The organism is Fictibacillus phosphorivorans, from assembly GCF_023715845.1.
Taxonomy (GTDB): Bacteria; Bacillota; Bacilli; order Bacillales; family Fictibacillaceae; genus Fictibacillus; species Fictibacillus phosphorivorans_D.
Genome location: NZ_JAMBOR010000005.1, coordinates 128,370 through 141,768, shown reverse-complemented (window position 1 = coordinate 141,768; position 13,399 = coordinate 128,370). Strand labels below are relative to the sequence as shown.

Annotated in this window: 12 protein-coding genes; 3 read left to right on the top strand and 9 right to left on the bottom strand. The window is 42.1% G+C overall.

Features of this window, described 5'->3' with window-relative positions:
• Positions 1-39 precede the first annotated feature (39 nt).
• The 4 genes from M3206_RS06295 to M3206_RS06280 all read right to left on the bottom strand — a co-directional run bounded on the left by M3206_RS06295 (position 40) and on the right by M3206_RS06280 (position 4,139).
• Positions 40-927, bottom strand: a complete 888-nt coding sequence (locus M3206_RS06295; protein WP_251311660.1) for a carbohydrate ABC transporter permease — start codon at positions 925-927, stop codon at positions 40-42.
• A gap of 14 nt (positions 928-941) precedes the next feature.
• Positions 942-1,919, bottom strand: a complete 978-nt coding sequence (locus M3206_RS06290; RefSeq protein ID WP_425590713.1) for an ABC transporter permease — start codon at positions 1,917-1,919, stop codon at positions 942-944.
• A gap of 63 nt (positions 1,920-1,982) precedes the next feature.
• Positions 1,983-3,002: a LacI family DNA-binding transcriptional regulator gene (locus tag M3206_RS06285; protein ID WP_251311659.1), complete on the bottom strand. Its 1,020-nt coding sequence runs from the start codon at positions 3,000-3,002 to the stop codon at positions 1,983-1,985.
• 375 nt (positions 3,003-3,377) lie between these two features.
• Positions 3,378-4,139: an endonuclease/exonuclease/phosphatase family protein gene (locus M3206_RS06280; protein ID WP_251311705.1), complete on the bottom strand. Its 762-nt coding sequence runs from the start codon at positions 4,137-4,139 to the stop codon at positions 3,378-3,380.
• Between the two features lie 533 nt (positions 4,140-4,672).
• On the opposite strand from M3206_RS06280, the gene M3206_RS06275 reads away from it, so the two are divergent.
• The 3 genes from M3206_RS06275 to M3206_RS06265 are packed head-to-tail and all read left to right on the top strand — an operon-like array spanning position 4,673 to position 8,895.
• Positions 4,673-6,793, top strand: a complete 2,121-nt coding sequence (locus M3206_RS06275; protein WP_251311658.1) for an MMPL family transporter — start codon at positions 4,673-4,675, stop codon at positions 6,791-6,793.
• Between the two features lie 45 nt (positions 6,794-6,838).
• Entirely contained in the window at positions 6,839-7,510 is a 672-nt protein-coding gene (locus tag M3206_RS06270) for a response regulator transcription factor (protein WP_251311657.1), read from the top strand.
• Positions 7,507-8,895, top strand: coding sequence for a sensor histidine kinase (locus M3206_RS06265; protein ID WP_251311656.1), 1,389 nt, complete (start codon positions 7,507-7,509; stop codon positions 8,893-8,895). The genes M3206_RS06270 and M3206_RS06265 overlap by 4 nt, the downstream gene beginning before the upstream one ends.
• A gap of 349 nt (positions 8,896-9,244) precedes the next feature.
• Here the strand turns inward: M3206_RS06265 and M3206_RS06260 are convergent, their stop codons facing one another.
• Genes M3206_RS06260 through M3206_RS06240 form a run of 5 tightly spaced genes read right to left on the bottom strand, consistent with a single transcriptional unit; the run spans position 9,245 to position 13,382 of the window.
• Positions 9,245-10,087 (bottom strand): sugar phosphate isomerase/epimerase family protein, encoded by an 843-nt coding sequence (locus M3206_RS06260; RefSeq protein WP_251311655.1) that lies wholly within the window; start codon positions 10,085-10,087, stop codon positions 9,245-9,247.
• A gap of 28 nt (positions 10,088-10,115) precedes the next feature.
• Complete coding sequence (locus tag M3206_RS06255; RefSeq protein WP_251311654.1) at positions 10,116-11,084, bottom strand: Gfo/Idh/MocA family protein; 969 nt, start codon at positions 11,082-11,084, stop codon at positions 10,116-10,118.
• Entirely contained in the window at positions 11,085-12,098 is a 1,014-nt protein-coding gene (locus M3206_RS06250; protein ID WP_251311653.1) for a Gfo/Idh/MocA family protein, read from the bottom strand.
• Between the two features lie 22 nt (positions 12,099-12,120).
• Positions 12,121-12,936, bottom strand: coding sequence for a carbohydrate ABC transporter permease (locus tag M3206_RS06245; RefSeq protein ID WP_251311652.1), 816 nt, complete (start codon positions 12,934-12,936; stop codon positions 12,121-12,123).
• A gap of 17 nt (positions 12,937-12,953) precedes the next feature.
• Entirely contained in the window at positions 12,954-13,382 is a 429-nt protein-coding gene (locus M3206_RS06240; RefSeq protein ID WP_349773998.1) for a sugar ABC transporter permease, read from the bottom strand.
• Positions 13,383-13,399: the final 17 nt, after the last annotated feature.

Sequence of the window (13,399 nt, the reverse complement as noted above, 5' to 3'; positions counted from 1 at the left end):
CCTGTTAACGCTTTCAAGAGTTCATAAAAAATAGGTCCCTTATTCTTTCACTGCCCCGAGCATCATCCCAGAAATGAAATGTCTTTGCAGGAGTGGATAGATTAAGATAATCGGCAAGGTCGTAATAACAATGGTCGCAAGCTGAACGCCTCTTGCTGTCGTTTCAATAACAACCGAGCCCCCTATATTTTGCATCGAGTGGGTTTGAGATTGAACGATGATCTCATAGATTTTCATCTGTAACGGATACAATGCTTGGTCCGTTACGTACAATTTTGTCGTAAAAAAATCATTCCACTGACCGACTCCGTTAAATAAAGCAATCGTTGCCAGCGCAGGTTTAGATAGCGGAAGATAGATCTTCCAAAAGATTTTCCAATCCCCTGCACCGTCAATCTTGGCAGAGTCCTCTAAAGACTTAGGAACATTTCTGAAAAAGTTCATTAAGATAATGACGTCAAAAAAGCTGAATAGGGCTGGGATGATATAAACCCAAAAACTGTTTAATAGTCCTAACGATTTGATAAGTAAATACGTCGGGATCATACCACCACTAAAGAACAACGTGATAATACCGAGCATGGAATATAATTTACGGCCTCTTAAATGCTGTTTGCTGTAGGCATAAGCGACCATCGCACAGAACAAGACATGTGTACTCGCTCCGATTACCGTCTTTGCTACAGATATGAAGAACGCTTGCCAGATCGTCTCATCTCTGAACACAGCTTGATAGTTCTCGAGGGAGAATTCTTTTGGCCAAAATACAAAACCGCCCTCCGCAAGCGATCTTCCAGAACTAAAAGACGAAACGAGCACATTCCAAATCGGAATGATAATAATAAACGTGAAGATAATCAAAAGAGACATATTAATAAAGTTAAAAATTCGGCTATCCATATCTCCCTTAACTACTTTTCTTTGCATAAACTCCCCCCTTCCTAAAGAACAGATTGTCCTTCATTTAATCGTTTCGTGACCTTATGTGCACCGAGTAGAAGAATGAGCGAGACAACAGACATCCCAAGACCTACTGCTGTCGCATATGAGAAATCCCCTTGTGTCATCCCGATTCGATAGACATATGTACTAAGAACTTCTGCTTTCTCTTGGTTCTGCGTATTCATGAGCACTAAAGTCTGATCAAAGTTCGACCCGAAGATCCCACTTATGGCGAGGATTAGATTGAGATTGATGATATATTTCATAGAAGGAATCGTAATATGCCAGATCTGTTTCAACCGGTTCGCCCCATCGATCTTTGCAGCTTCATAATAAGTCGGATCGATTTTGGACATGACGGCGAGATAAAGAATCGTCCCCCAACCGACTTCTTTCCAGATATCAGAAAGTGTCGCGATCCACCAATACTTCCCCGCATCAAGCAAGTAATTTTGCGGTTTATCTAGAATACCTGCGGCTATTAAGGTTTGATTTAATAATCCCGTCGTCGAGAACCACGTGATCAACATACCGCCCAATACGATCCAAGATAAAAAGTGAGGCAAATACGAGATGGTCTGCATGAAACGCTTGACCGGACCATCGTGCAGCTCATAGATCATGATTGCTAGAATGATAGGAGCGACGAACCCGATCGCGAGCTTCATCAAACTGATCGCTACGGTATTAATCATGGCTTCCCAGAAAAACTTGTCTGTCAGGATGATCCGAAAGTTCTCTAACCCTACCCATGGAGCGCTAGAAAAAGTGTCGAGCGCCGTATATTGCTTAAAAGCGATCAACAGACCATACATCGGTATGTAGCTGAAGATAATCATAAAAACGAGACCAGGTATAATCATGGACTGCAGTTCCCATTGGTTTTTAAAATCTTTGAAAAACCGTTTAATCCTCGGTTCTGTAGGCTTTTTTTTCGTTGTTTCAACGTCCCTTTTCCCCATAACCGATACCTTCACATTTATCTCCCTCCTTTGCTCATTTTTGTTGTAAAAAAAACGTTTTTATTGAAGAGTAAAAAATTATCTTCCTATCGTCTGGTCTACTTTCAAAGCACTAGAACGGCGGACAATGATCTCGCCTTGAAGCTTTTGTATTCTGCCTTTTTCTTCGTTTTTAATCAATTTCACTAGGTGATCCACAGCAAGTATGCCTTGTCTTGCGATCTGGTTCTTCACGGTTGTAAGTGGCGGTGAAAAATACTCCGCAAGATTGATATCATCAAATCCCATGACACTAACATCTTCCGGCACTTGATATCCTTGCGATTTTAATGCTTTAATACACCCGATAGCACTCACATCATTTCCAGCTAAAAAGGCATGAGGCAGTGTCTCTGGATGAGAATGAACGAATGATTTTACCGCGTTGTACGTCCCTTCTTCTTCAAAGAAACCTTGCAGGATATAGCTCTCATCAAAAGGTATTTGATGTTCTCTTAATGCAGCAAGATATCCCTCTTTCCGCTGGACACTGTCGTACATCGTATCAACACCTGAGATGTACGCGATTTTTTTATGCCCTAAGCTGATTAAATATTTGGTCGCGTCATAGCCTGCCGCATAGGAATCAAAGATGACGCTCCCCATCGTCTCATTCTCCAAGACCCGATCGAGAAAAACGGCTTTGACTTGTGCTTTCTCCATCATCGCAACATCTTTTTCATCGATTAATAGCTCTTCAAAAATAAGGACTCCATCAAGTCGTTGCCCTAAGATGTTGTTTAAGATCGCACGTTTATCTTTTGCGACTACGATGTTTAAACCATATCCTAACTTCTCACAATGACGAGCCATTGCTTCAACTAGCACATAAAAGTATGGCCCGCTTACACTTGTCGTAAAGAACCCCAACATCTTGCTTTCGCTAGCTTTTAATAGTTTTCCATTCAGATTCGGGATATAGTTCAACCTTTCTGCAACCGCTAATATATGAGCTTTTGTAGCAGGAACGAGTACATCCACGTTGTTCAATGCGTTAGAAACGGTCGAGATGGATACACCCGCTTCTCTCGCTACGTCCTTTATCGTTACTTTTCCCATTGGATTCTTCCTTTTTAAAACGTTTTTATTTTTTGACATATCTTTATCTATTCCTTGTTGTTAAAGTTGTAATCGTTATTTATGTAAGCGTTTTCTTTTCTTTCGAAAAAAATTTAAGTTTGTTGTTCCCACCCATGCTATCGAGTTCTTGATTTCATATTACCTTCAAAGATGTATTCCTAATCACCCCACATTCGTTATTAAATAGTAATGAAAAATGCACCACAGCATAAAAACGTTTTTATTAATTTTAAAACTACCATAACTTTAATAAAGTCACAATATATTTTTTAAATATTTAGAGTTTTTAGAATATTTTATAGCTAATGAACTATCTTCTTCACCTTCTTTTACATAAAATTTTAAAAAATCATGTTAACTAGGAAACGTTGCCATCATAGTTACAGGATAATGATCGGAAGGGTACCGGTTTTGTATCTTAGTTCTGATGATTTTTGATTGAGATAACATGATATCGGAAGACGCAAAGATATAGTCAATCGGCTCACCTTCAATGCCACCATTAAAGTCGTGGAAGGTTTTTCTCTTCTTTTCATCTTCATTTATGTAGGTAAAGGCATTTGTATATCTCATTTCTTTTTCACAAATAGCAAGAGCTTCACTATTTGGAGTATCATTAAAATCTCCCATTAAGATGGTTGGAAGTGGTTGTTTTTCATTTATGGAATGGATGGTGTCTTTGATTAAGCGTATCCCCTGAATTCGGGCTTCCTCACTGATATGATCTAAATGCGTATTGAAGATCCGGAATCTAGTGGAGGGCTCAGCTTTCAGTGAAAACTCACCCCACGTACATATTCGAGGGAAACTCGTATCCCAACTCATACTCCCTTCCACTTCTGGCGTTTCAGACAACCAAAACGTAGTTGAATCGTGAAGTTCAACCTTATCTTTTTGATAGAGAATCGGTGAACATTCATCCTCTTTCCTTCGCGGCTTGCCAATCCAACTGTAGCTAGGTAGCTCATCCATCAACTGAGATAACATCCTTGGGGTTGCTTCCTGTAAACCGACTATTATAGGGGCTTCTTGATGTATGACTTCGGCTACTTTGTCCTTCCGATCTGACCATGAATTCTCCGGAACAGGTACATCTACTCTTATGTTAAAGGTCATAAACTTCAATACTTCCACCTCACCATTGATCTATTTTATAAAGAAATAAGGATAGTATAGCATTATATTTTGTTGTGGGAAGCGTTTCATCTGAATTTTCTAATAAAAAGTCCTCTTATCAGAAGAAGAGCACCATTGTTAACGAAGACCCATAGAACAGCTACTTTGGCTCATAGAATCACCATAACGACTCATAGAACAGCTAAAGACTCATATGCCCTCCATAACGACCCATAGAATAGCTTTTTTGACTCATAGAACTAGCTTTTTGGCCCATAGACATCACTCAACGACTCATAGGATTTCTTTCTCCCCCATTTTCCATTTAAACAAATGAATCAGACCATGTTAAACAACGGTTTAAGCAGGGAAAATCAATCCATTAACTGCAAAAATTGTCTCTCCCCCTGTTTTTATGTTTATACTTTCTATATATCTTCATTTCACAGGCGCTAATTGTAAACAGAAGTTGAGGTTCAGTTTATTTTCATTTTATAGAATAGCTAGTGAAATTAGATTTAGGAGGCATTTATGTGAAAAAACTGCTGCATACAATAACAGATTGGGTTTCTACCAAGAGGGGAATGTGGATTACGATTATCAGCTGGCTTGTGCTGATGGTTGGCCTAAGTGCTGGCCCTATGCTTGGGGATTATAAGATAAATAATTTCCAGTCGCTTCCCGATGAAGCGAAATCCATCATCGCCCAGAATAAAACAGAGGAATATTTTCCTAACAAACAAGGAACGCCGGGCATCCTAGTTTTCCATAATGAAAATGGCGAGGTTCAGATCGATGAAGCTCAGCAGATATTAGAAGGAATCAAGAAAGAGGATATCGAAGGGGTCAAGACCATTGTCGATATCACCAAGCTTCCGCCGCAAGCTGTTAACTCTTTCATTTCTGAGGACAAGTCCACTTTGATTGTGCCAATGGAGCTTGAACAAGGACTCGGCAATGATCAATATGCGGAAATTAATGATCATGCTTCTGAGGTCGGAAATAAGATTGCTAAGAATCTTGAAAACACCGCATTCTATATTACCGGTCCTGCCGGTATTGCCGGAGACACAGTCAAGCTGTTTGAACAGGCTGACTTTGTACTTCTGATCGCAACAGTCCTTATCATTCTTGTACTATTAATCGCGATATACCGTTCACCATTGCTTGCTATCATTCCACTTCTAGCCACGGTGATCGTCTACCAGGTCGTGAATCAGAGTGTTGCTCTAATGGGGGCCGGTGGTCTCGAGATCAATAACCAAACGACCTCAATCATGAGCATTCTCTTGTTTGCTGCCGTTATTGATTACTCGTTGTTTGTTTTCTCCCGTTACCGTGAGGAACTGAATCATTTCGAAAACAAATATGAGGCTATGAAGCATGCCATGCGTGCAACAGGCGAACCTGTTTTCTTTGCCGGTGGAACCGTGCTGGCTGCCATGCTCATTCTGTTTTTCGCGGATTTCAGAGATTATCAGAACTTTGCTCCGATTTTTGGAACAGCTATGTTTTTTATCATGCTGGCTTCCATTACACTGGTTCCGGCTTTATTTACCCTATTCGGACGTAAGGCGTTTTGGCCTAAGGTTCCTAAGTACGGTGCAGAAACAGAAGTGAAACATAGTGTTTGGGAACCTATTGCCCGATTCGTTGTGAACAAACCAGGCCTCTCTGGAGGAATTGTTGGTATTTTCATGCTGATCACAGCGTTTAATGTGTTCAATCTTGATTATGAATTTGACACGGTCAAGAAATTCCCAGAGGATCTGCCATCTCGAGTCGGGTATGAAATCGTGGAAGCTCGATATGATAAAGGAGAGCTGGCTCCTTCGACACTTCTCGTTGTCAGTGATGACAAGTTAGATGAAAAGGATGCAGATGCAATCAGTAAAAAGCTTCAGGAATTTGATGAAGTTGCTTCTGTCCGCCTGTCTGCCCTGACCGAAGACGGGAAGGCTGCAAAAATGGATGTGGCCCTATCTATCAACCCGTATTCTAATAAGGCCATAGACTTTATGAGAAATTTACGTGATGATACACCTGAGCTTTTAAAAGAAATCGGTGTGGATGCAAAATCCTACTATAGTGGGGTAACACCGAAAATCGTGGATGAACAAGATATCAACAGCGGTGATATCAAAAAGATTGTCTTACTTGAAACGATCCTGATCCTTGCGCTGTTATTTGCGCTTACTAAATCCATCCGGATGCCGATCTACATGATGGCAACGATCTTGCTCTCATTTGTCTCGGCTTTAGGACTTGGAATTTTCTTGGTTGATGTATTATTCGGCTTTGACGCCATCAGTTCTCGTGTTCCTGTCTATTCGTTTATTTTCCTTGTAGCCTTGGGGATCGATTACAATATCATCTTGGTTTCACGCTTTATGGAGGAAAGAAAGAAACACCGTGTGAAGGAAGCTCTTGAAATCTCCATCCGCAATACCGGCGGCGTTATTTCTTCAGCAGGTCTTATACTAGCTGCTACATTTGCCGCCTTGATGACCATGCCAATTGCAGACTTGTTCGTCTTTGGCTTCATCGTTGCTATGGGAATTTTGATTGATACCTTCCTTGTAAGAGGCATGCTGCTTCCGGCATTGATCTTATTTTTCGAAAAAGATAAGGAAACTTCCCAGCAAAACATTTAGGAATAGAGAGGGTTCCTCCCTATTCCCCCAAGAGGAGGACCTTACATGAAAATACTTGTCGTTGATGATGATGTGCATATTCAAAAACTTGTCACGATCCATCTAAATCGTGAAGGCTATCAAGTGCTGCGTGCAGACAATGCGCAAGACGCTTTAATGCTATTAGAAGAACAAACGGCAGATTTAGCCGTCGTCGATGTGATGATGCCTGGTATGAACGGTTTTGAACTCACCAGGCTTCTGACAGACGACTTCGGCATCCCTGTTATTCTATTAACAGCAAAAGGACAGCTCAGTGATAAAGAAGAGGGTTTCCTGTCTGGATCTGAAGACTATATTGTCAAACCGTTTGAAGTGAAGGAGCTCCTTTTCCGCATAGCCGTCGTTCTGCGGCGTGCCGGGCGGGCTATGGAGACTGTTGTAAAAGCCGGTAATCTGTCCATAGACAGAAAAAGCTTTGAAGTGGAGATCAATCAGGAGACCATCCTTTTTCCACTGAAGGAGTTTGAGCTCTTGAGTTTGCTGGCTGCCCGAAAAAACAAGATCACACAACGCGCTGCTTTAATCGAACAGGCATGGGGGGCGGATTATGAAGGTAGCGAACAGACATTAAACACCCACATTAACCGCATACGCGACCGGCTGAAAAAATACGGAGCAAACGTTGAGATTCAGACGATCCGCGGCATCGGCTATAAGCTTGAGGAAACAAAATGAAGACGCTCTACCGAAAATTCATTATAGCCACACTTATGATTTTAGGGATCAGCATCCTGCTGTCCTTCCTTTTAACAAACTGGGTCTATGTGACTTCAACAAAAGGGAAGATCGACAGTCAGAATGTGATGATTGCAGAGGAAATCGCAAATGGACTGGAACATATGCATTCCTCTGCTTCTACTTATAAAACCTACTTAAACTCTATGAGTAAGCTCGGCTATCAGCTTTATATCGTAAATGAAACGGGCGATGGAGAGTTTTTCGGCCAGCCGTTCAAAAGGACCGAACTGCCTGAGGAAGCTGAGAAAGTGCTGACCGATCAAAAGGTTTATCACGGGATGGAGAGCTTTGCCGGAAAATTTCTGATGATGGGTCATTTTTCAAATGACCTTAAAAACACAGTTGGCGTTCCTTTTACCATGGAGAATCAAAATTACGGGCTATTCCTTCGTCCGAATAATAATCTAATTTTCTCAGATATCCACATGATATTCGCTTGGTTCTTTGTCGCCATTGCGGTTGTCAGCATTATCGGTGTGATCGTGTTCGCCAAGCATCTCATCAAACCGATATCCAAGCTGACGGAAGCAACCAAGGAAATAACGCGTGAGAATTTTAACTTTCCCTTAAATATTGAGAGAAAGGATGAAATCGGACAGCTCGCGGAAAGCTTCAGCCGCATGCAGAAACAGCTGCAGCACAATGATGAGGCCCGCAAGTCATTCATTAACAATGTGTCCCATGATTTCCAGTCCCCTCTTATGAATATTCAAGGGTATGCGGAGCTTCTGCAGACACAACAACTGTCGGATGAAGAACATTTCGAATATGTGCAAATTATCGATCAGGAATCGAAGCGGCTATCTAATTTGACGAAACAGCTTCTGCTACTCACTTCCCTAGATCAAGGATCCTATCCAATGCAGCTTTCAGAAGTAAGATTGGATGAGCAGATCAAGGAAACCATCCGCAGGCACCAATGGCGGCTGGAGGAAAAAGAAATTGAGGTTTCCTACAAGCTCGCACCCGTCACTTTTAAAGGAGACCCTGAGCTTTTGGTGAACATTTGGGACAACCTGCTGACAAATGCCATCAAATATAACTCGCATGGCGGCAGCATTCTGATCAGCCTGTCTCAGACTCCATCCGAAATTAAAGTTGTAGTGAAAGACACAGGAATCGGAATATCTGCACATACGATCGACCAGATTTTCGACCGCTTTTACAGAGTGGACTCGGCAAGAAAGAAAGATGGTACAGGCCTCGGGCTTTCGATCGTAAAACAGATCATCGAGCTGCATAACGGCGATATCCAGGCAGAAAGCCAGGCTGGCCAAGGCACATCCTTTACCATTACATTTTTCAGAGAAAAGCAACGGTAAAAAAAGCCCCCTATTCGGTTCGCCGAATTAGGGGGCTTTCTTTGTTTATCAATTTATGCATAGAGTAGCTAGTTTTGTGCATAGAACCTTGATAACAACGCATAGAAAAGTGAAAGATGCATAGAACTCTAAAAACTGTGCATAGAAAGTTCGTTTTGACTCATAGAAACAGAAGATTGGTGCATAGAACTTCTATAACTACCCATAGGATTCATTTTTATAACTATTTACTATGATCGGTCGCAATGACCTCCAACATCCTCATCATAATTCAAAAAAGAGGTTTTCATCATGGAAAAGCTTAATAACTAAATAGTAAAAGAGGGGGATACCTCCCCCTCTTTTCTACTCATACATTCTGCGCTTTGCTACTCAAACCGAACAAAACATCCATATGCCCTGCCGTATCCACTGCTAACTGATTCACAGAAACATCATAAGGCGTAAGTTCTGCCGTGATCACATCATCATACCCTGTTTCATGAAGGGCTTCCATGACGGCTTGCCAGTTCACATCACCTGTTAACAGTGGGACAAAACCTGTCATGTTCCCAATCTTCGTATTAAAATCTTTTACATGGACCTTACGAATTAACGTACCTAATATCCGTATCCACTGTTCGGGATAGCCAAATTGCAGGACATTCCCGACATCGAAATAGACACCGACAAAATCAGATTCTACTTCTTCAACATACTTCTTCATTTCAAGCGGGGACAATAAAAATTTGTTCCACACGTTTTCGATTCCGATATGAACACCTTTAGTTTCTGCATATTCCGCTAGCCGTTTCACTTCTTCCTGACTGTTTCGGTAACAGTCTTCATACGAGACTTTTTCATCCACCAATCCAGGGACGACCAAAACGGTATCCATCCCCATGAGATTAGCCAAATCAATCTGATTTTTGACGATGTCTCTTCCACGCTCTCTTACACTTTCATCATTTGAAGAAAGTGGCGCTTCCCATAATAGGGCGGTTGATAGACTGCGGAGTTTTAACGCGTGACGCTCAGCCAAACTCAACACACGTTCCGCTTCCCTACTACTCGTCTCCATCGTCAAACCTATGCCATCTTTATCGTAAAGATTTAACTCTACCGCATCAAAACCCGCTTCTTTGCTATATGAAAAAACATCTACTAAGGAGGTTTCTGCCGGATAACACCATTGATTGATCCCTTTTAGCATCTTTTATTCTCCTTATTAAAAGATTTAACTACACGAGTACAGGCTGTTTCTTTTTCGAAGATTCATAAGCTGCAAGTGCTACTTCTAATGCTTTCAGCCCATCCGTACCTGTGATAGAAGGTTCCTTTCCTTCAGAAACACTGGTTAAGAAATCGTTCACCAACCCGAAATCCATGTCATCTCCCCAGTAGTTCCACTTCACGCCTTCTTTATCGTATACATCTAATTTTTGAGCAAATGCATCTACCGAAAGTGTTCCTTGCGTTCCAACGATCTCTAATGTGACATCACCCCAAGTGGGATACGTCTCGTTTCTCGACCAGCTACAGTCCAAGGTCGTGAATACGTTATTATCAAACTCGATCGTTAAGATCCCGCAGTCATCGATCTCATGCTCACTGATCAGGTTACCGATCTCTGCATAGACTTCTTTAACTTCAGCACCCATGAACCATCTCATCACATCCACAACGTGGACCGTGTGATCAATGACCGCTCCTCCGCCTGATTTTTCAGGGTCCACAAACCAGCCGCCTGGATTCGTGCCTCGGTTCGTTCCTTTGATCGCAAGAATTTCTCCGAGATCGCCTTGGTCCACGATATGTTTCGCTCGAATGATGGACGAGTTGAAGCGGACCGGAAAGGCTGTCTGTAAGATGACTCCGTTTTCCTTGCACACTTTGATCATTTCTTCAGCATCTTCAGCTTTAGTCGCTAAGGGTTTTTCACACAAAACATGCACTTTGGCTTTGGCCGCAGCTACCACATGTTCATGATGCATGCTATTTTCTGATGTTACAATCACCGCTTCGATATCTTGACTCAGCAATTCTTCATAACTTCCATAGTGCTTAGTATCAAATCGAGAAGCGGCTTCTTTCCCTCTTTCAAAATTATCGTCTGCAATACCGACCAACTCAGCACCTGGGATCCGTTTTACGGCGTCTGCATATCCATAGGCATGGGAATGAGCGAAACTTATGATTCCAACTTTCATTTACTTCACACCTCCAATTCGTGCAAAAGCATCCAGTTCCACTTCTTTTTTCGTCTCAATCGATTGGAGAGCAGCCAAGGCAATCTCCATCGCTTTGTAGGCATCTTCCGCTGTTACAATGGGCTCCCTATCCGACTCCACACACGATAAAAAGTGCTCTAATTCTAAGTAGTACGGATTCTTCTTTAACGGACTTTCCGGTACAGCGACCCCGCCACCTGATTGACTTTGATTTCGTCCGGCAAACCTAACAGGAACGGATTTTGAACTATCATGCTCAACGATTCCGGTTTCTCCTGCGAACTCAAAATTCGTTGTAAAGGTCTGGTGCGCCCAGCTTCCTTCCACATGCGCGATGACACCACTTTTAAAGCGGAGGGTAACGAGTGAATAATCGATTCTGCGCTCATTTCCCTTCTCCACGCTCTTCGCATACACTCTCTCAACTTCTCCAAAACACCATCGTAAAAAGTCAAAATCATGGATGATCATATCTAGAACCAAGCCGCCACTGCTCTCATAATCGGCATACCAATCGTTAGATCCGTACGGGAAAGCCCCTCCTCTGTATGTACGAGCGACCGCTACGTTTCCGATCGAACCTTGCTCAATGACCTCTTTCGCCTGTACATACTCAGGAAAGAACCGTACAACATGACCAACAAATAGTTTCACCTTCTTTGCTTTACAATAATCGATCATCTCACGAGCATCTTTTAGGTTCCTTGCCAGTGGTTTTTCGCAGATGATGTGGAATCCCTGATCGGCTACTTTTTCTACATACGGCTTATGAATAGGAGTCGGCAGACAGATCGAGACCACATCGATCGGTTTTGATTCAATCGCTTCTTCATACGTCCCAAACGCTTCTGCACCTAGCTTTCGACCTAATTCTTTCGCTTTTTCTAGATTCTTATCTACGATTCCAACCAGTGAGACATTTTCCATTTTCGAGAGTGCATCTCCATGCGTGCTTCCCATGGTTCCTGCACCGATTACTAGTACATTCAACACGTTCATCTCTCCTTTACATGATCTATTTCCTTACTCCGCCAAGCGTAATACCGGCAATGAGATGTTTTTGTAGAAAGATAAAGATAATAACCATTGGGATCGTTGATAGCAAAGCACCTGCCATGAGCAACGGATAGTTCGTGGAGTACTCACCTTGGAAGGAAGCGATGCCGATCGATAGGACTCTCATATTTTCAGAGTTCGTCATTACCAACGGCCAGAGAAAATCGTTCCATGAAGCAAGAGCTGTAAAGATCCCTAAAGCAATGAGGGCTGGCGTTGAAATGGGAAGAATGATTCGCCAATAGATCCCCCACCACGAACAGCCGTCAATGGTAGCGGCTTCATCCAGTTCTTTGGGGATTCCCATAAAAAACTGCCGCAGCAAGAACACGCCAAACGCACTAAAAATCCCAGGGACGATAAGTGCATAAAAAGTATCGATCCATCCTAACTGACTCATGATGGCATAGTTCGGGATCAGGATAACTTGCGGTGGAACCATAAGAACAGACAGAATGATGATAAAGATGGTGTTTTTAAACGGAAAATTCATTCGCGCAAAAGCGAAGGCTGCTAATGAACAGAGGAATAACTGGGCGATCGTCCTGCCAAACGTAACGATGATCGTATTCACGTAATACTTAAGAAAATCAACGGTCTCAAAGACTTTCGCAAAATTATCAAAGCGCCATTCTGTTGGAATGAGAACTGGCGGCACTTGCATCGATTCGCCAAACGTTTTTAATGAGGTCGAGATCATCCATAAAAATGGCGTGATCATAATCAAAGCTCCAAGACTTAGAAGGATATGAATCATCAGTTTATTGCTTTTCATAGATGACACCTCCATTGTTACGAGTCATAATGAACCCACTTCTTCTGGAACACAAATTGGATAATCGTAATGACCAAGATCGCGATAAATAATAGGAATGCCTGAGCAGAAGCAATCCCCATGCTGGAGTATTTAAATCCTGATTCGTAGACCCCATACACGATCGTTCGTAAAGGCTCTAAGAGAGCGTTACTATCACCGATCATAATAAAAATCAGATCGAACATTTGCAGAGAACTGATCATCGCTGTAATAAACACAAAAAATAGAGTTGGAGTAATAAGAGGCAGTGTTATGCTGAAAAATTGTCTCACTTTAGAAGCACCATCGATTTGTGCCGCTTCGTAATACGTTTCCGAAACACCTTGTAATCCAGCGAGTAGCAGAATGACATTGTTTCCGACCGTCATCCAGACATAGACCAAGATAACAGATAGTAGTGCGATGTTTGGGTTGAATAGCC